The sequence below is a fragment of the Chimaeribacter coloradensis genome, from assembly GCF_002858715.1.
In the GTDB taxonomy this organism is placed as follows: Bacteria; Pseudomonadota; Gammaproteobacteria; order Enterobacterales; family Enterobacteriaceae; genus Chimaeribacter; species Chimaeribacter coloradensis.
In genome coordinates this window covers 106,870-125,527 of record NZ_PJZH01000007.1, presented here as the reverse complement: position 1 = coordinate 125,527, position 18,658 = coordinate 106,870, and the positions used below count along the sequence as shown (strand labels likewise).

Sequence of the window (18,658 nt, the reverse complement as noted above, 5' to 3'; positions counted from 1 at the left end):
TGTTAAATAAAACGCAGCGCGGGCGAAAAAACCACCGGGTAACTGTAAGGGAATGTAAGGGCGGGGGATCAGGCCGGGTCCAGCCCGGTGGCCAGCTCGTCCAGCGCGATCTCCCGCGCCGGGGCGGTCTCCACGGCCTCGCCATACTCCTCACTGAGGTCCGGCAGGCTGGTAAACTGGCCGTCGAGGAACAGGAAAGTCAGGTTGCGCTCCACGTCCTCCAGCACTGCATTGGCGTTGGGCAGGGCGTCGCCCTGGCTGTTGTCGCCATCCAGCACGTAGTGGTAGCCGCCGTCGCGCTGCTCCACCGGGCCGAGGTCGATCAGGTGCTGGTCGCTGTTGCGCGCCAGGATATGGTTATCGGCAAGGTAAAGGGTGTAGTGGCGGCGTTTGCTCTGGTCGGGTTGTGCCATCTCCGGCTCCTTGGTCAGGGGGGTAAAGCCTTGAGTATAGTGCGCCTGCCGTTTTCCTGCCGGGAGGGAATTGTGCGGAAAATCCGCAACCTGCCGCATCGGGCTGGCTCTCTGGCGAATAGCCGCAATACTTAATGGGCTATTTCCCATACGGCAGACCGCCTCTGCCGCCTTTTTTCAGGAGGACACCATGGCACAGCAACAGACCTTACGCCTCAGGATTAACGGGCAGGAGACGCCGCTGACGCTGGACTCCCGCGTGACCCTGCTCGACGCCCTGCGCGAACACACCGATCTCACCGGTGCCAAGAAGGGCTGCGATCAGGGGCAGTGCGGTGCCTGCACCGTGCATGTGAACGGCGAGCGGGTGCTCAGCTGCCTGACCCTGGCCGCCCAGGCCGACGGGGCCGAGATCACCACCATCGAGGGGCTGGCCGCCCCGGACGGCACCCTGCATGCGGTTCAGCAGGCATTTCTGGCGCATGATGCCTTCCAGTGCGGCTACTGCACGCCGGGGCAGATTATGTCCGCCGTGGCCTGCATCCGCGAGGGGCATGCCGGGTCGGACGATGAAATCCGCGAATACATGAGCGGCAACCTCTGCCGCTGCGGGGCTTACACCCATATCGTCGCTGCGGTGCGCGAAGCCGCCGACCAGCTCCAGGGGGCCGCCCATGAAAGCCTTTGATTACCAGCGCGCCACCGATCTAGCCGACGCCCAGCAGCAGGCCGCCGGGGCGGGCAGCCGTTTTCTGGCGGGCGGTACCACCCAGCTCGACCTGATGAAGTGCGAAGTCGAGCGGCCGGAGCGGCTGGTAGACATCACCCACCTGCCGGGGCTGGACGCCATCCACGTCACCGGCGAACGCATCCTGCTCGGCAGCCTGGCGAAGATGAGCCGGGTGGCTGACCACCCGCAGATCCGCGCCACCGCCCCGGCAGTAGCCGACAGCCTGGCGCTGGCCGCCTCGGCGCAGTTACGCAATATGGCGACGCTGGGCGGCAACCTGTTGCAGCGCACCCGCTGCAGCTACTTCCGCGACCCGCAGGGCTATGACGCCTGCAACAAACGTAACCCCGGCTCCGGCTGTGCGGCGCTGGACGGCCTGAACCGCAACCATGCGGTGCTCGGCACCAGCGCGCACTGCATCGCCACCTATCCCGGTGACCTGGCTGTGGCGCTGACGGCGTTCGACGCGGTGCTGCACCTGCGCGCGCCGGACGGCAGCAGCCGCCAGACCCCCATCGCCACCTTCTTCTGGCAGCCCGGCGACCGGCCCGATCTCGAGCACGACCTCGCCCCCGGTGAGCTGATCACTGCCATTGAGATCCCGGTGACCGCGGCGCTTAAGCGCTCCCACTACCTCAAAGTGCGCGACCGCGCCTCCTATGAGTTCGCCGCCGCCAGCGCCGCCGTAGGGCTGGAACTGGCGAAAGACAACACCATCGCTGAGGTGCAGATCGCCGTGGGCGGCGTGGCTACCGTGCCGTGGCGCGCCCGCGAGGTGGAGCAGGCGCTGCGCGGTCAGCCGTTTGACGAAGCGGTGCTGCGGCAGGCGGCAGAGACCATCACCCAGGGGGCGGTGGCCCACCAGCACAACGGCTACAAGCTCACCCTTCTTCCGCGCGTGATTGCCCGCGCCCTGATGATTGCCGGAGGCCTCGCATGACCACGCCAACAGAACAGACGCAGCGCCCGCCGCAGGCCGCCGCCAGTGAAACCCTGACCCCGCCGTTTGCCACGCCGGTCACCGCCGAACCGCCATTGCAGGCGCTGGGCGAGGGGCGTGAACGCCTGGAAGGGCGGCTGAAAGTGAAGGGGGAGGCGCGCTACGCCGCCGAATTCAAACCGGACGACCTGCTCTACGGTGTGGTGGTCAACGCCACCGTGCCGCATGGCCGCATCACCTCGATTGAGACAGAGGAGGCGAAACAGTGCCCCGGTGTGGTGGCGGTCTACACCCACCTTGACGGGCTGAAACTCAACCCCGGCACCCCGTTCAGCGGCGGCGGCTCGGCGGCGGCGACCTACGTGCCGTTGCAGAGCGATGAAGTGCGCTGGAACGGCCAGCACATCGCGCTGGTGGTGGCGGAAACGCTGGAGCAGGCCACCGAAGGGGCCACGCGGGTGAAGGTGGCTTACGCGCCCGAACCGGCGCTGATCAACCCGGATGACCCGCAGGCGCAGCCGGAGCCGGTGGAGGATCTCGACGTGGAGTGGGGCGACGCCCACCGCGCGATGGCCGACGCGCCGGTGCGGGTACACGGCGTCTACACCACGCCGCGCGAGTACAACTCGCCGATTGAGCTGCACGGCTGCATCGCCCAGTGGCAGGATGACCTGCTCACCGTCTGGGAGCCGAGCCAGTGGGTCGGCGGCGCGCGCAACAACATCGCCGAGTGGTTTGGGCTGGCGATCGACCAGGTACGGGTGATCTCACCCTACGTCGGCGGCGGCTTCGGCTCCAAAGGCGCGCCGCACGGCCATGTGGCGCTGGCCTGCCTCGCCACGCGCGCCCTGGGCCGGGCGGTGAAAGTGGTGCTGACCCGGCCGCAGACCTTTACCGGCTACGGCGGGCGGCCGCGCACCCGGCAGGCGTTGTCACTCGGCGCGACCGCCGAAGGGCGGCTGCTGTCGATGGTGCATGACAGCTGGAACGAGACGGCGATCGAAGACACGCACCAGGAGCCGTGCAACTCGGTGACGCCGCTGATGTACGCCACGGAACACTTCTTCTCCCGCCACCGGCTGGTACGGGTGAACACCGTGAACCCCGGCTGGATGCGCGCGCCCGGCCAGAACCCCAGCGCCTATGCGCTGGAAGTGGCGATGGATGAGCTGGCCGACGCGCTGACACTCGACCCGCTGGAACTGCGGCTGCGCAACTGGGCCGATCGGGATCAGTCGGAAGGGGTGCCGTGGACCAGCCGCCGCCTGCGCGAGGCTTACCACGCCGCTGCCGACGCCTTTGGCTGGTCGCAGCGCAACCCGGAGCCGCGCTCAATGCGCAACGGCCGGGAGCTGATCGGCTGGGGCATGGCCTCCGGTACCTACCCGGTGCACACCACGCCGGGCGAGGCGAAAATCATCATCGACCGCCAGGGGCGGATTGAGGTGCAGAGCAGCGGCGCGGACATCGGCACCGGCACTTACACCATCCTGGCGCAGACGGCGGCTGAGGTGCTGGGTGTGCCGTCGTCTGACATCAGCGTGAAGCTGGGTGACACTGCGCTGCCGCGCGCGCCGGTGGCGGGCGGTTCGCAGCTCGCCAACCTGCTGACCGCCGCGGTGCATAAAACCGCAGGCGCAGCGCGGGAGATGCTGCTGGAGCTGGCGGTGACGGAGCCGGATTCGCCGCTGTATGGCGTGCCGCGTGACACGGCGATCCTCGCCGGGGGGGACGTCCGCGCCAATGGGCACAGCATCGCCTTCGCCGAGCTGCTGAAACTGGCGGATCGCGATCAGCTGGTGGTGCATCAGGACACCTTCAAACCGGATGCCGGTGAAAAAGACCGCGATACCGCCGATCAGAGCGCCAGCATGATGGAGAGCACCAAAGGGGCGCACAGCTGGTGCGCGCACTTTGTCGAAGTGGCGGTGGATGAGGATTTCGGCACCGTGCGCGTCAAGCGGGTGGTGAGCGCCTTCGACTGCGGGCGGCTTTACAACCCGACGCTGGGCAAAAGCCAGTGGATTGGCGGCATCGTGATGGGCATCGGGCAGGCGCTGCTGGAGGAGGGGATGATCGACGCGCGTGACGGGCGCATCCTCAACGCCAACCTGGCGGACTACCTGATGGCGGTCAACGCCGACATCCCGGAGATTCAGGTGATCAACGTCGGCGAGCCGGATTATCAGGCCAGCACGCTGGGCGGGAAAACCGTGGGTGAAGTGGGGATTGTCGGCGTGGCGGCGGCGGTGAGCAATGCCGTCTACCACGCCACCGGCAAACGCATCCGCGAGCTGCCGATCACCCTTGATAAGCTGATCTGACGGCCCTCCGCGGCGCGCCCTTATGGCGCGCCGCGTTTACTGCCGTTCCGGCATGGCGCTTTCGCTGCTGTTACGCCGTTCCGGCACGGCGCTTTCGCTATCGCCATGCCGTTCCGGCACGCGGCATTCCACACCGTGCTACCCGGTGCGGCACTGCCGTCAGGCCACCGGGCGGCGGTTTTTATGCGCCACCACATCGGCCATCACTGCCAGCGCAATCTCCGCCGGGGTTTTGCTGCCGAGGTCCAGCCCAATCGGCGCATGCACCCGCGCCAGCTCCGCCTCCGTCAACCCGCCGATCCGTTGTAACCGTTCACGCCGCCGTTGGCTGTTTTTCATCGACCCCATCGCGCCGATGTAGAACGCCTGCGTCTGCACCGCCTCCATCAGCGCCAGATCATCGATGCGTGGGTCGTGCGTCAGCGCCACCACTGCGGTGTGGGCGTGGCAGCCCTGTTGCTCAATAAATTTCGCCGGGAACTGCGGCTCGACGATCACCCCCTCGGCCAGTTGCGGCCGCAGGTTTTCCAGCTCCTCCGGCCGGTGCTCGCAGACCACCGTCTCAAAGCCCAGCGCCACCGCAAACCCGGCGCAGTAGACCGCCACCGGCGACAGCCCGGCAATCACCAGCCGCGGCGCGGCGGCGATGTGCAACGTCAGGTGGTTGCCGTCACGCGCCACGCGGGTGGCCCCGGGGCCGCTGTCCGGCGTGAGCGCATGGCAGGCTGCGGGCAGCGTCAGCTGTTTCACCAGCGCGCCGTGGCCGGCCAGCGCCTGCCCGAGCCGGGCCAGGTAGTCCGCGCCTGCGTCGTTGCAGGGCAGGTACTCAATGAGGATGTCCAGCACGCCGCCGCACGGCAGCGCGCGGTTGGGTGCCAGGCCGCCGTCGCCGTAGCGCACCACCTGGCTCGCCTGCCGGAACGCCCCGGCCCGCAGCCGGACGATGAAATCTTCTTCCACACAGCCGCCCGACAGCGAGCCACTGTAGTGCCCGTCGGCGGTGGCCGCCATCAGCGCGCCCGGCGAACGCGGCGAGGAGCCAAAGGTCGAGAGCACCGTACACAGCCACACCGGTTGCGTGGTGATCCAGCGCGCCGCCTGCTGCACCACCGTGAGATCAAGACTCTGCATTCTGCTATCCCATTGATTGAAAAACGTCTCCGGCAGAAAGTATGGCCGCTGCAGGGGAAAAGGGAAACCGGGAGGCTAACGGAGCCACACGGCAACGCGTTTACGCCACCGGGCACTGTTGCCGCTGAAGCACCGTGCGGTAGCCGTCCGGGTCGAGGAAGGTGCGGCCGGCGTTGTCCCAGTAGGGGTTGAAGGCGGCAGTCTGCCGGAAACCGGCCTGCGCCATCGCCCGGCAACGGGCGGCCCATTCCGCCTCATCAGGCAGGTAGAGCACCAGCAGATCCTCGGCCGTGGCGGCCGGGCTGACCGGGTGCGCCGGACAGTGGGTAAACTCCAGATGCCAGGCCGCGCCGGGGTAACCGAGCATCACGCCGCTGAACCCCTGGTGATCAATGAACTCTCCCAGTTTCTCCAGCCCCAGCCCGGCCTGGTAAAGCGCACTGCGCGCCGCCAGCTCCGTCACCGGGCGCGCGATACGTAAAATGGCATGCCGGCCAGCGTTACTCATCCTCTTCCTCCTGTGTGGCGAACAACGGCGACTCAAACAGTGCATCCAGGCTTCCCAGTTTGGCTTTCAGCCCTTCGTACACATCTTCGCGCCGATCGACAGTAATAACGGTCACGGTGACGGTAATATCACCCGCCTTATTTTCAGTAACCTGATAAACCAAACGGTAACCATCTTGTTTGAGTTTGATTTTGTAGCAGCGATCCACGCCGGAAAGCTGATGCTTTTTGGGGGTCAGGGCTTCCCGGGAAGCTGCCCGCTTACGCAGCAACTTTTTAAACTTTTCACGGAGAGTGCTGCCCAGATTATCCCACTCCTTTTTCGCGCTCTTTTTGAAGGTAAGCCGTGTCCTGAATTCCTTTTTAGGCTGCTGCACTCAGAGATCCTCCCAGCTGACCTCAACCTCGTCTTCATGGAGCCGGTCGCGCACGCGTTTGGCTAATTCCCGTTCATCAATAATGTCCATCATCATTTCAAACAGCGGGGCAGGTACGCAGTAAAAGGCGGTTTTACTGTGGTTCATGATCGCTACCGGCTCCCCCTCGGCAGAGGCGACGGTCGCTGTGGGGTTTTTCTTCAGCTCGGTAATTGACGCAACATGGCTGGCAAAAATGGCGGTTGCACCCATTTTTCGCTCCTTAAAATGGTCTTAATTTCAGTCTTATTTTACGAGAGGAGAAAAATTAAACAAGCCGGATGCAGTACGTTGCACCTGTTTACAACGTGGACAAAGGGGGAAGCCATGCGCGTTCCTTCCTGTCTCAACGGCACCTGCCGCTAAATAAACTATGGTTAATGCAGGCTGACGGGCTGCGGCCCGCGTAAATACGCCATAACAGGAGAAACGGCGATGGCGAAGATGACAAGCGACTTTTTTGTGGAACGCCTGAAAGCATGGGGGGTGACGCGTATTTATGGTTACCCCGGTGACGGCATCAACGGCGTGCTGGGCGCGTTGCAGCGGGCAGGGAAAAAGGGCGAAGGGATCGACTTTATCCAGGTGCGGCACGAGGAGATGGCGGCCTTTATGGCCACCGCGCACGCCAAGTTCACCGGCGAGCTGGGCGTCTGCCTCTCCACCGGCGGGCCGGGTGCCACCCATATGATCACCGGCCTCTATGATGCGAAACAGGACCACGCGCCGGTGCTGGCGATTGTCGGGCAGGCGGAGAGTACCGCGCGCGGCGCGCACTATCAGCAGGAGCTGAACCTCGACCGCGTCTTTATGGACGTGGCGGACTTCGTGCAGGAGGCGGCGGCCCCGGCGCAGGTGCGCCATCTGGTTGACCGCGGGGTGCGCATCGCCATCGCCAATAACGGCGTCACCGTGCTGGTGCTGCCGAAAGATGTGCAGGATGAGCCCTGGGAAGAGCCAAAACAGGCGCACGGCTTTACCCGCTCCGGCGCCGGTTACCGCCGCCCGGTGATGGTGCCGCAGGAGGCTGACCTGCAACAGGCGGCCGATCTGCTGAACCACGGTAAAAAAATCGCCATCCTGATCGGGGCCGGGGCGCGCGGCGCAGAGGCGGAGGTGATCCACGTGGCGGAGACGCTGGGCGCAGGCGTGGCGAAAGCGCTGCTCGGCAAAGATGTGCTGCCGGACGACCTGCCGTTCGTCACCGGCGCGATTGGGATGCTCGGCACCAAACCCTCGTCGGATATGATGTCCGGCTGCGACACGCTGCTGATGATCGGCACCGGTTTCCCGTGGGCGGAGTTCCTGCCGAAAGATGGGCAGGCGCGGGCGGTACAGATCGACATCGACCCGGGGATGCTGGGGCTGCGCTACCCGGTGGACATCAACCTGCACGGCGACGCCGCCGCTACCCTGCGCGCGCTGCTGCCGCTGCTCAAGTACAACGACGACCGGCGCTGGCAGGAGAACATCACCAAACAGATGGAGAGCTGGCGCGAGACGCTGCGCGACCGGGCGATGGCGGAGGCCAAACCGGTGAACCCGCAGCGCGTGGTGTGGGAGATGTCGCCGCTGCTGCCGAACAACGCGATCGTCACCTCCGACTCCGGCTCCTGCGCCAACTGGTTTGCACGCGACTACCAGGCCAAGGCGGGGCAGCGCGCCTCGCTCTCCGGCGGGCTGGCGTCGATGGGGGCGGCGGTGCCGTACGCCATCGCCGCCAAGTTCGCCCACCCCGATCGCCCGGTGGTGGCGCTGGTGGGGGATGGCGCGATGCAGATGAACAACATGGCTGAGTTAATCACCATCCAGAAATACTGGCGGCGCTGGGACGACCCGCGGCTGATCATCTGCGTGTTCAATAATGAGGATTTGAACGAAGTCACCTGGGAGCAGCGGGTGATGGAGGGCAACCCGCGCTACCCGGCCAGCCAGGCGCTGCCGGACGTGCCCTACGCCCAGTTTGCCAACCTGCTGGGGTTGCGCGGGATCTTCGTGGATGAGCCGGACTCCTTACAGGCCGCCTGGGCCGAGGCGCTCAGCGCCGACCGCCCGGTGGTGCTGGAAGTGAAAACCGACCCGGAAATCGCGCCGTTCCCGCCGCACCTGACGCTGGAGCAGGTCAAAGGCTTCACCTCCGCGCTGGTCAAAGGCGACCGCGGGGCCGGGCAGGTGATCGCCGACACCGCCCGCCAGCTGATCAACGAAGTGCTGCCGCATAAAGAGAAGAAGTAAGGCGAGGTTAAGTGCCTGCCGCCACAGAGTGCCCCTTTATTTTATCTGGGTATCGGCGTATCTTCAGCAGCACCTGAACGCCGCTGACCACAACATATTGCGGTCAGCGGCAGTTTCACCATAGGATAGTGGTCTCTTCCCCACGTGCGTGGGGGTGTTTCCTGGCGCAGGATACGTTCAAGGACGCGTGGGAACTCTTCCCCACGTGCGTGGGGGTGTTTCCACACCTCGGACAAGTCCTGATAGTTGACCATGCTCTTCCCCACGTGCGTGGGGGTGTTTCTGTATGACAAAGTGCGCGAGGCGGCCGCCAAAGCTCTTCCCCACGTGCGTGGGGGTGTTTCCCAGCGATTCACGACCTGTTGACCCGTCATGAGCTCTTCCCCACGTGCGTGGGGGTGTTTCTTGTTGATAGATGCCTTGTATAGCGTCCACTCGCTCTTCCCCACGTGCGTGGGGGTGTTTCCCTGCGCGCCGCTAATCTGTCCTGTGCAGATCTCTCTTCCCCACGTGCGTGGGGGTGTTTCTTGTGTCCGCGTTCGTGGGCGTGCTCGCCGGGTCTCTTCCCCACGTGCGTGGGGGTGTTTCTCAGGCGTTCCACTGTCCGTGCTGTCAAACGGGCTCTTCCCCACGTGCGTGGGGGTGTTTCCCCAGATTGCTGACTGGACAGAAACTCAGGTCGCTCTTCCCCACGTGCGTGGGGGTGTTTCCCGCTCTGGTGTGGGTTCTGTCACTCCAGCCAGCTCTTCCCCACGTGCGTGGGGGTGTTTCTGCCTCGACCAGGGCGCGCAGCTCCTGCATTGACTCTTCCCCACGTGCGTGGGGGTGTTTCCAGGGAAAGTGCCGGCTGCAAAAGGCAGCGCCCCTCTTCCCCACGTGCGTGGGGGTGTTTCTGCCTTATCGAATGCCAAGCCTAAAGCCTTGGACTCTTCCCCACGTGCGTGGGGGTGTTTCCTAGCTCTCCTTAGAGATTGCTGCGGCCCAGGTCTTTTCCCCACGTGTGTAGGGGTGTGTCCAAGGTGGCAGTAAGCACTAAAGGCAAGATGATCTCTTCCCCACGTACGTGGGGTGTTTCTCGGAAGGAAACGGCCTTCTAAGACGTCGGTCACTCTTCCCGCCTGCGTAGGAGGCCATTTATTCTGAGAGATAAAAAAAGAAACTGCCCCACAGTGTGGGGCAGGGATTAGGGGAGAAAAGACTCAAACACCAGTTGCAGGCCTGAGAGCTCCGTGTGCTCTTTTTTAGGTGTGCCGATCACCCGGATAACATAACCGGGCGGCACAAGAAGAGAGCGGAAAATGATGACGCCTGCATCTGCCGGGCAATGACGAATCAAATACTCCGTTACCTTTATCGCGACCGCGTCTTTTAAACCGGAAACAAAAACATGAGGTTTCGGTTCAACGAACCAAAGTTTCATGCGCCCGCGTACCGCCGGCGGCAGATCATTGGCGACGACGACCAGCACGTTTTCCCTCCATCAGTGTGGTTAAGTCCATTGCTACCTGTGCCAGCAGATCCAAACTAATCACCCGCTGGCGGAAGGCGGCGGAGACTTTATGTTTGTCGTAAAACCCGGCCATCTCACGCGTCAGTGAAAAGGCCAGATCGATACAGAGAGGCGCTTTATAGAGATCGGCCATGTCATAAACAAAGGGCAGGGGACTGCCCGAATGAATAAACCCGATATGCGGTGAATAGCCCATTGCATGAATAGCAGAGCAGAGAATGCCATACAGTGCAGCGTTACACGCCGTCAGGATCTGGTTGGTCATATCGCTGAGCGTAAACTTCCCAGGGATAAAGTGGCGCCCGCGCCAGCCAACCTGATACTGTTCCGCTTTCTGCTGATAAAGCGCCCGCACCCGGCTGCCCTCCATGCCCATCATCTCCTGCAGGGTTTTCCCGGTCAGATCCACTTCTGGAAAACGCAAGGCGAACATTTTCCGTGCCACGGCCAGGGCTGAACCTGGCTCTGAAGCGAGGCGCATCTGCTGTTTGAGGTTGCGGGTATCTGCCGTCGGCAAAAAACCGGCCGCATAAAACAGCAGGCTGTCTTCCCCCACCCAGCAGACGGCACAGTTGGCAGCGGCCGCCGTTTTGATCGCCTCATGGGTCACTGTCGTGCCCGGCCCCAACAGCAGCGTATTCAGCGTGGCCACCGGCAGGGGGACAACATTGCCGTCTGCATCCCGCCACTTTACGCTGCTGTCATCTATCTCCAGCCGGCCCCGCTCCAGATAGACAAAGGGATACTTATCCTTCACCTGTGGCAGCGTATCGCGGGTAATGCCGACAAACAGCCGGGTTCCCTGCGCCATCACGGTGCCTGCCACGTCTGGAGGGTGACCCGGCGATCGCGGTAACGCTTGTGCTCACCAAATTGCAGCGGGACATCGTTCAGGGTCATCAGGTCGCCTTCGTGTTCGCCCTCCAGCACCCGGAAGCTGAACCGGCGTGATTTGGCGGCGGCCAGCCCGGCGGCCCGTGCCTCTGCCTCTTCCGCCTGCGCAAAGGTGCCCTGGTAGATAAACTCCGTAGGAACACAACATTTGCGGCCGAGGTAGAGATCCCACACCGGGGCGTGCAGATAGTGGGCGATCCGCGCGGCCTGATCGGCGGGCAGTTGCAGCAGTACGGCAAAGGCCATGTCCTGCACGTAGTAGCGGTGGGTCAGTTTGGGGCCGCCGCCCATGGCGGGTTTTTTGCCTTCGCAGGTTTTTGGGATCAACAGTGTTTGCCAGCGATCGCGATCGTCATAACCGCTGCCGACCATCTGGAAATCCCGCAATAGCGGCGGCCGGTCGCCGGGGGCCGCCGGGCCGTATGCCACCACCTGCATATCACCTGTTGACAGCTCAGCCAGCAGCGCCTGTTGTTCCCCCCCTGCGCCCAGGGCGCAACAGATCAGCCCCAATACGCCGGACTTACTTGGAAAAGGCAGGGAATCACGGCGGCCGAATTTAGAGTCGCAACCCCAGGACTGAAGGGGTGCCTCCAGCCACAGCAGCATATAAGGTGCGTGCATAAGGGTTACCCCACTTGCTGTTTCAGGGCATTGACCAGATCGTCAATAGAAAAATCGGCCCGTTTGCCATACTCATAAGCCGCCACTTTGCCGAACAGGGAGCCGTGCAGCGCTTCCTGTTTATCCAGCCAGGTTGTCAGCGCCTCAATGCTGGGCGCGAGGTAACCCCCGTCACGGGCTTTGACGGCGGTCTCGCACGGCATTTGCAGCCGCTGGCCGCGCCGCACCAGCACCCGTGCAAAGTCCCACGGGCTGGCACCGGACATGGTCGCCTGCCGTGCCGACGGCACGGCCAGAAACAGCGCCTGGGTAAACGCCGCCACGGCGTCAGGCAGATCCTCCGGGCTGAGGGTCTGCGCCAGCTGGCCCAGATCCAGGCTGATGTAGCGGTAGTAAGTCGCGGCATTAAACTCCAGGCTGCCCATATGGGCGGAGATGGCGTCGGGGTGGGCATCATCCATCGCGGTAAAGAATTCCACTTCGTTGCTGACACGGTGAGTGGAAATGGCGTGGGAAAACGAGGCGGCCGCCTCGACATTCAGCTCCGTGGCTTTGGCCACCATCCGGCCGAACAGCGCAATGTCCAGCGCGTCCAGCGCCGGGTTGACCACTTTTTTCAATAATTTTGCCAGCTCTTTGCTGTTAATTTTCCCGGCATCGAATTCAATCTGCCGGGCATACTCCGCCAGCGCCTGCGCCTCATGGCGGCTGATAAACAGCAGGGTGTCATCACTGAATGCGGCAGCCAGCGCCGATGCGCATGCCTGTGCAGCCTCTTCAGGGGCACCCAGCCCGCGGCACGCCTCTGCAATCAGCGGGGCCACTTTTTTGGTGCGCACGCCCAGCGTCACCCCAAGCGCTTTCAGGGTCAGGCGCACCTGGCGTTTCCAGCACTGCGAGCTGACGCGCGCCCGGCTGGTGCCGCCCACCAGGGCACTTTTGGGCGCACCGACGTCATCCCGGTTCAGGCAACTGACCGGGAAGGATTGCAGGATGTGATATTCAATACGTAAGTTCTTATATGACGTGTTCATTGCTGTTCCTTATTTATCAAAAAGCGCATCAGTAAAGGGAGCCAGTTGCAGCAGGCCGCAGCCGAAGGCGCGCCCGCGGCCAATGCCGGCCGCAACGCTGTGACGGAAACGCACGGGATCGGTGACCTGCAACAGGCCATTCAGGTGGGCCTGCGCCAGCGTGACCGGCCGCCGGGCCTTATCGTTGAAACACTGCACTTCAACCCGGCTGATTTGCAGTGACGCGGGGGCGACGGTAAACCCCCAGTTTTGCGGCGCGCGACGGCAGAACCAGTCCGCTATTGCCTCACGCCCCCTGACCGGGATCAGCTTATGGCTCCGGGCGTCCCGGCGGGTCGGGTTGACGATCAGCTGAAAGCGGTAGCGCGTGTGGTTAAAGAAGCTGTCCGGCAGGGGCTTGCTGTTGACATGGCCGTAGCCGTCAATGTCCGTCGCCAGCGGCGGGCGGTCTGAAAGCATCAGCACATGGCGGCCACGCAGATCGCCGCCCCGGTCAGCAAACACAATGCCGCTGGGGAGACTGGTGAACTTTTCGGCATCGCTGCGCCAGTCATGAAAAAGGCTGTAGACCACGCGGTGCAGTGAATAGGCATCGGTGATGCGCAGGCCCTGCATGGCCCGGCGGTCGAGCGTAAGCTCACTGAGATATAAATCAGTCATTCCCTGCCGCCTCTTCATCCAGTGCGCCGTAAAATTCACCGGCCCATTGCGCTTTAATCCGTTGGGGATTGCCCTGAAAACGCAGCAACTGGTTTAACAGGCGGTGGTAATCCAGCACGGCGGAGACCTTATTCTCAATCAGCCGCAGCAGCGGGCGCAGGATGCGGCACAACTCCGGCGTGGTGTGGCAGGCCAGCAGGCGGCGCAGCCTGGCTTTGCCCTGGGCGTTTTCCGGGTTGTTGTCATAGCAGGCGGCCAGCGCCCGGCCGAGGGAGAGGCTGCCGTTATGGGCCTGTTTACTGCGGGCAATGGCAGCGGCAACCGTGGCATAGGGCAGCCGTTCATCTTCCCACTCAAGATTGATGCGCCAGGCGGCCAGCACCTCCCAGCTCTGTGTTTCGGTGTCCGGGTTGTCAGCCCGGCGCAGGCGCGCGGCTAACCCTTTGTTGGTGGTGCAATAGGTAAAAATGCCGCTGACAAACTGACCGGCTTTGTCCGGTCGGGTAGGGCTACCGGCGGGTGTCATAAAACCTCCTTAGGTTGAAGGAAGAGACGCGGGCGGCATTTTGCCCAGGCGTCCAGCTGCCGGGCGCTTTCAGCCGGGCAAAATTGGTTATAAATCTGCTGGATATGGCCGGACAGCCGGCGGTAAAGCGGAAGCAGGGCGGTTCCGCCGGGGCTGCCGCAGGCCTCGACCAGCGCGGTAAACAGGGCTTCAGCCTGTTGCCAGAAGCGGTGGGTGGCCTGAGCGGCCAACGCGTTGCCCTCTACATTCAGCGTTCTGAAATAACCGCAACAGGCGGCATACAACGTTTTTTCCAGGCGTTCCAGCTGGTGGAATGCCGCCTGTAACTGCTCAAACCACTGCTCACCGATCCAGGCACTGTTCAGCCAGACCAGTGAGTCAACGATGTCATCACCGCCGGTAGGATACTGCTCCCCGGCATTGCTGCTGACGCGCAACCCACCGCTCCAGATGGCAAACGTTGTGGTGTGGCACAGGGCGCGCGGCACGGCCACCTGAAGTTGCAGGCAGGTGACGCGCCGGGCCTGGCCCATAAAGCTGAGCAGGGCGGTGAGCTGCCGCCACGGGCGCCTCTCCGGATCGGCCCAGATCGCGCGGGGCTTTTTGCCCTGGTTATCGACCGCCACGGTAGGATCCCAGACGCCGTCGGCATAGTTGGCGTGGAGGATCCCTTCCGAATAGTGCAACCCTGTCTCTGTCAGCAGGCAGAAACGGTTAAGCGGCACCAGGCGGCCCATCAGGGTCTGTTTCAGCTGTTGCGCCACCAGGCAATCTTCCCCTGCCGGCATCTGCTCCCAGGGTGGGGTGCCGATGCCGCCGGGAAACATTGCCTGCACGGCAGAGGGCGTAAACAGGTTCAGCCACAGGGTTTGCAGCAAATGCTCACCCAGCACCAGGCTGTGCAGCAGGCCGCGAGAAGCGACTGCCGGGCCGGGGCCGCCGCTGGAGATATTGCCGTTCTCTTTGGTTTTCCCCGGGTAACCGGGCGTCAGCACCACGCTGTTATCGGCTTTTTTCCCGCCGAGCGCGCCGCCCATCTGGGTGAGCAGCAGCAGCGCTTTCTGGGCGTCACTCAACGGTTTTTCCACCTGCCACTGGCTGAGCACAGAGGTGTTGCCGGTTGCGATCTCAGGGATAACCGCGCCATACGGCCGGATTTTGGCGGCGCTGATGGCGGGCATCTGCAAAAAAGGCCGTTCGCCATAGAGGTCAAAACGGTCATGCCAGCGCTCCAGATAGACGAGGCACTGCGCCTGCATCGCCTGCCAGCCGCCCGCCTGCCATTGCGCCTCGCTTTCCGGTGTGGCCGCGGCCTGGGCGATGGCCTGCAAACATTTCATCAATGCGATTTTTTGCGGCGGCGTGCCGCCCAACATCCGGTAGCCGGGGGTGCTGAACAGCTCACGCAGCGAGATGTCCGGCCCGTCCGCCACGGGCAGCCAGGGGTGGTCAATCAGGTTAAAAGAGCTCATGACATTTCCTTATATTCTCTGGCACGAAAGCCAAGAGGGAGGGAGTAATCCAGCCGGTAACGCTCATTCAGGCTGTCGCACTGCCAGCCCTGCATACTGCCGTCCGGGTTGACCCGCGCGACCCGCAGCAGCGCCTCATCCTGAGCGGGATCGCCCAGAGAGAAACAGTGATGGAAACCGGCCTCCGCCAGCAGGCGACGGGGCAGGGCAGCGGGGGCCTGATGTGCCGGCACCCGGACGACCTGTTGCGCCAGCGTTGCGGCCAGGGCGCGCCATTCCGGCGGATTAAGTGCAGAACGCCGGTGGGGAAGGTGCAGCACCCGGCCATCCAGCAGGGTGAGCTGCGTGGCGTGCTGCCCCGGCAGAAAACGGATCTGGCGCAAGAGCAGCAGATCCGCGCTTTCGGTTTCGCTGTAGCGGGTTGCGGCTTTGTGTTCCGGCAGGGTGATGCCGTCAAACGAGAGGGAGAGGCGCGCCAGTTGTTGCAGGGCCAGCCGCCCGCGCTGCCCGCGCACACCGTGATCCAGCTGGTGAAGCCATTTCCGCATCGCCCCCTGCTCCGGCCGGGGGGAATAGGTGGCTTCAATCAACGGGCGGATATCCTCAGGCAGCGTGAGGTGGGTACGGGCTGACCACACCTCAAGGCTGCGGCAGAGCACATAAGGGCTGTAAACAGACCGGCTGCGGCCGAACAGGGCGGGGTTTTCACAGGCTGCGTGCAGGTCAGGGGCGATAATCCAGGCCTCGCAACGGGCCTCTGCCGGGCGTGGTGTCTCCCGGTGCCGCCATAAGCGCCCTAAACGCTGTAACAGCATATCGGTCGGGCAGAACCGGGTGATTAAAAAGTCAGCATCACAATCCAGCGACTGCTCAAGTACCGGGCTGCCGAACAGGATTCGCCCCTGAAGGCCGCGGCGGGTATGGCCGGTTTTGCCGAACAGCGTGACCCATTCCGCCTCCCGCTGCTGCCGGTCGGCGGCGGTATAGCGTGAATGCAGCAAACCACAGGCCACGCCCTCTGCGGCTGCACGGGCTGCCAGATCCAAAAAGCAGGTCTGCGCATCCGCGACGCTGTTTTCAATCCACAAGACCTGTTGCCCCGCCTTCGCCCGTCGCAGCGCCTCCTCCCGTGCCTCGGCTTCGCGGCACCAGGCGAGCGCGACGCGATGGGAAGGGGGCGGCGTCAGCGGCACCTCATTCAGCCCGTTGGCAGACAGCGCGCTGATAAGCGGATAAGGGAGAGAAGACGGAGAGCGGCTGTGTGCCGCAGCACGGTCGCCGCACACCGGCTGCCCCAGCAAGGCTGCCCGCCGTGCGTTGCTGAGGGTGGCGCTGAGCACAATCACCGTGCAGTGCAGCGCCTTCAGCAGCGCAACCAATGCGTCCATGATCGTGCCGGTGTAGGCGTCATAGGTATGGACTTCATCAAGAATAACGACTTTGCCGGCCAGCCCGAACGCCCGCACAAACCCATGTTTGACATGCATGGCCGCCATCAGGGCCTGATCAAGCGTCCCCACGGCAAACGGGGCCAGCAGGCCGCGCTTGCTTTGATCAAACCAGCTCTGCCCCGGTTCCCCCTCCTCACCCAGGGCGGTGTGGGCCAGCCACGCCTGGCTATGCAGTAACAACGCCCGCCGGTTGGGGCCCTCTTCAGCCAGGATAGCGTTCAGAAAGGGGGTGAACCGCTCGTAAATCTTGTTGGAGGTCAGCTGTGTCGGCAGGGCAAAGTAGATGCCTGTCGCGTATCCGGCCTGAAGGGCGGTATAGGCGGCATACAGGGCTGCTTCTGTTTTGCCCATTCCCATCGGGGCTTCCAGCAGATAAACCCCTGGGCCGTCAAGGCCGGCAACCAGTTGTTGCTGGGCCGGGTGGGGGGCAAAACCAAAGATCTGCGCAAAGCTCAGGCCGGGCTTCAGGTGAAACGGCATAAAACCGGCCGCCGCCAGGGCCGGTTCGATTTTCGGCTCCCAGGGTTGGGCCGGATCGTCAAACGCCTTACCGGAGCCGATCCAGTCCGCCACGGTTGTCAGCCCGGCGAGCGCCCTGGCCTGCGCCGGGTTCAGTGCCGGCCACGGCTCCTGCATCTCCTGTTGCAATGCTGCCAGAAGGGCGGCCCGTTCTGCCTGCCAGGTTTCTCCGCCAAACACCGGCTGTGCTGCGTGATAATGGGCCACCGGGGGCGAAAAGCCATGATGCTGCCCGGCGATTTCCGCGACATAAGGCGGCACACGCAGCGCGGCCAACGTCAGCTGGCTGACACCGGCATGGCCGCCCCACTGGGCCTCCAGTGACGGATTACTATGCCGGAGCGCCGGGTGCGTATTGGGGAGGTAGTCACCCAGGGCGCGCAGCAGTTTTTCGGCAAAGGTGGGGGAGACTTTTCCGACATCATGGCTGGCGGCACTCAGCGCACTGCCGGACGGAAATAACACCCGGCGCAGTGCAACGGGAAACAGGGCGATCAGGCGGCGGGCAATATGCCCGACAATTAAGCAATGGGTAAATACATCCTGGCCCAGCACAATCTTGTTGTCTTGTCGCTGCCAGGTTTTAGCCGGGCACTGACGGTAGGGAATGCCGGGTAAATCAGAGGTAATGTTTTTTGGAGGACGCATACGATTTTTACGCCAGAAAACGTGGCTATAAATATTAGATTCAATAATCAGATGTTCTGTTAATAAGATCACACAACAATTTATCCGTTTGCCGTATGTATTTAATGAATCTATCCGTCGCATAAATAAAATGGAGTTCTCTTTTTCTGGATAACTCTCTCTGTTAATAGTTTTTATCTTGTTGTTTTTATTGTAATAAATATTAGTGAAACACTTCCAGTTAATCTGGAAAAGAGGGGGGTAATGTGGCGCAGGGAGAAGGCGAGCTGCTTTTTTTCTGGTGTGAAAACTACCATCTTCAGATAGGGGAAATGAATAGCCTTTTTTCAAATAAAGAAAGGTGAGGGGTATTTTCCTGTTTATTTTTAGTGAAGGTTAATTTTATGGGTTATTAATTTATAGATGGCGTGAATAAAGTGGGGAAACACAAGATGATGTATTTTTTTATAGATTCACTACATAATATTGGTCTCTTCCCCACGCACGTGGGGGTGTTTCTACACAATAATAGCGCCCTTGCATGATTGGGGTCTCTTCCCCACGCACGTGGGGGTGTTTCCAGCTTTATTCCCGCGTGGGTTTTGCGCTCCCCCTCTTCCCCACGCACGTGGGGGTGTTTCCCGG

The 18,658-nt window shown here is 62.7% G+C and carries 17 protein-coding genes and 2 CRISPR repeat arrays (1 of these 19 cut by a window edge); of the genes, 4 read left to right on the top strand and 13 right to left on the bottom strand.

Annotated elements, in window-relative coordinates; all coding sequences use genetic code 11:
• Positions 1 to 68: 68 nt before the first annotated feature.
• Positions 69 to 413, bottom strand: coding sequence for a hypothetical protein (locus CYR32_RS09775; RefSeq protein WP_101824204.1), 345 nt, complete (start codon positions 411 to 413; stop codon positions 69 to 71).
• Between the two features lie 190 nt (positions 414 to 603).
• Between CYR32_RS09775 and CYR32_RS09770 the strand changes: the two genes are divergently transcribed.
• From CYR32_RS09770 to CYR32_RS09760, 3 genes are read left to right on the top strand one after another with little or no spacing between them, the layout of a single operon-like run.
• On the top strand, positions 604 to 1,101 hold the full coding sequence (locus tag CYR32_RS09770; RefSeq protein WP_101824203.1) for a (2Fe-2S)-binding protein: 498 nt from the start codon (positions 604 to 606) through the stop codon (positions 1,099 to 1,101).
• Complete coding sequence (locus tag CYR32_RS09765) at positions 1,088 to 2,083, top strand: FAD binding domain-containing protein (RefSeq protein WP_101824202.1); 996 nt, start codon at positions 1,088 to 1,090, stop codon at positions 2,081 to 2,083. Before CYR32_RS09770 ends, CYR32_RS09765 begins: the two co-directional genes overlap by 14 nt.
• On the top strand, positions 2,080 to 4,407 hold the full coding sequence (locus CYR32_RS09760; protein WP_101824201.1) for a xanthine dehydrogenase family protein molybdopterin-binding subunit: 2,328 nt from the start codon (positions 2,080 to 2,082) through the stop codon (positions 4,405 to 4,407). Before CYR32_RS09765 ends, CYR32_RS09760 begins: the two co-directional genes overlap by 4 nt.
• Before the next feature lie 159 nt (positions 4,408 to 4,566).
• Here CYR32_RS09760 and CYR32_RS09755 read toward each other — a convergent pair whose 3' ends face one another.
• From CYR32_RS09755 to CYR32_RS09740, 4 genes are all read right to left on the bottom strand, one after another.
• Entirely contained in the window at positions 4,567 to 5,538 is a 972-nt protein-coding gene (locus CYR32_RS09755; RefSeq protein WP_101824200.1) for an XdhC family protein, read from the bottom strand.
• A 100-nt stretch (positions 5,539 to 5,638) separates the two neighbouring features.
• On the bottom strand, positions 5,639 to 6,046 hold the full coding sequence (locus CYR32_RS09750; protein WP_101824199.1) for a VOC family protein: 408 nt from the start codon (positions 6,044 to 6,046) through the stop codon (positions 5,639 to 5,641).
• Positions 6,039 to 6,422, bottom strand: coding sequence for a type II toxin-antitoxin system RelE family toxin (locus CYR32_RS09745; RefSeq protein ID WP_101824198.1), 384 nt, complete (start codon positions 6,420 to 6,422; stop codon positions 6,039 to 6,041). The genes CYR32_RS09750 and CYR32_RS09745 overlap by 8 nt, the downstream gene beginning before the upstream one ends.
• The gene (locus CYR32_RS09740; RefSeq protein ID WP_101824197.1) at positions 6,423 to 6,674 is read right to left on the bottom strand and encodes a type II toxin-antitoxin system Phd/YefM family antitoxin; all 252 of its coding nucleotides are present in this window, start codon (positions 6,672 to 6,674) and stop codon (positions 6,423 to 6,425) included.
• A 222-nt stretch (positions 6,675 to 6,896) separates the two neighbouring features.
• Here CYR32_RS09740 and CYR32_RS09735 point away from each other — a divergent pair, with 222 nt between their 5' ends.
• A complete protein-coding gene (locus CYR32_RS09735; RefSeq protein WP_101824196.1) occupies positions 6,897 to 8,696 on the top strand; it encodes a thiamine pyrophosphate-requiring protein in 1,800 nt (599 codons plus the stop codon).
• A 133-nt stretch (positions 8,697 to 8,829) separates the two neighbouring features.
• Positions 8,830 to 9,711: direct repeats of the CRISPR family, unit length 28 nt; unit sequence CTCTTCCCCACGTGCGTGGGGGTGTTTC.
• Positions 9,712 to 9,879: 168 nt separating this feature from the next.
• Here CYR32_RS09735 and cas2e read toward each other — a convergent pair.
• From cas2e to cas3, 8 genes are read right to left on the bottom strand one after another with little or no spacing between them, the layout of a single operon-like run.
• The gene (cas2e, locus tag CYR32_RS09730) at positions 9,880 to 10,164 is read right to left on the bottom strand and encodes a type I-E CRISPR-associated endoribonuclease Cas2e (RefSeq protein WP_101824195.1); all 285 of its coding nucleotides are present in this window, start codon (positions 10,162 to 10,164) and stop codon (positions 9,880 to 9,882) included.
• Positions 10,142 to 11,017 (bottom strand): type I-E CRISPR-associated endonuclease Cas1e, encoded by an 876-nt coding sequence (gene cas1e, locus CYR32_RS09725; RefSeq protein WP_101824194.1) that lies wholly within the window; start codon positions 11,015 to 11,017, stop codon positions 10,142 to 10,144. The genes cas2e and cas1e overlap by 23 nt, the downstream gene beginning before the upstream one ends.
• Complete coding sequence (gene cas5e, locus CYR32_RS09720) at positions 11,017 to 11,724, bottom strand: type I-E CRISPR-associated protein Cas5/CasD (protein ID WP_101824193.1); 708 nt, start codon at positions 11,722 to 11,724, stop codon at positions 11,017 to 11,019. The genes cas1e and cas5e overlap by 1 nt, the downstream gene beginning before the upstream one ends.
• Positions 11,725 to 11,729: 5 nt before the next feature.
• Positions 11,730 to 12,758: a type I-E CRISPR-associated protein Cas7/Cse4/CasC gene (gene cas7e, locus CYR32_RS09715; RefSeq protein ID WP_101824192.1), complete on the bottom strand. Its 1,029-nt coding sequence runs from the start codon at positions 12,756 to 12,758 to the stop codon at positions 11,730 to 11,732.
• A 9-nt stretch (positions 12,759 to 12,767) separates the two neighbouring features.
• A complete protein-coding gene (cas6e, locus tag CYR32_RS09710; RefSeq protein ID WP_101824191.1) occupies positions 12,768 to 13,418 on the bottom strand; it encodes a type I-E CRISPR-associated protein Cas6/Cse3/CasE in 651 nt (216 codons plus the stop codon).
• Entirely contained in the window at positions 13,411 to 13,944 is a 534-nt protein-coding gene (casB, locus tag CYR32_RS09705) for a type I-E CRISPR-associated protein Cse2/CasB (protein WP_101824190.1), read from the bottom strand. Before casB ends, cas6e begins: the two co-directional genes overlap by 8 nt.
• A complete protein-coding gene (gene casA / locus CYR32_RS09700; protein ID WP_101824189.1) occupies positions 13,941 to 15,416 on the bottom strand; it encodes a type I-E CRISPR-associated protein Cse1/CasA in 1,476 nt (491 codons plus the stop codon). The genes casB and casA overlap by 4 nt, the downstream gene beginning before the upstream one ends.
• The gene (gene cas3, locus CYR32_RS09695; RefSeq protein WP_101824188.1) at positions 15,413 to 18,034 is read right to left on the bottom strand and encodes a CRISPR-associated helicase Cas3'; all 2,622 of its coding nucleotides are present in this window, start codon (positions 18,032 to 18,034) and stop codon (positions 15,413 to 15,415) included. Before cas3 ends, casA begins: the two co-directional genes overlap by 4 nt.
• A 470-nt stretch (positions 18,035 to 18,504) precedes the next feature.
• Positions 18,505 to 18,658: a CRISPR direct-repeat array (repeat unit 29 nt; unit sequence CTCTTCCCCACGCACGTGGGGGTGTTTCC); it runs 180 nt beyond the window's last position.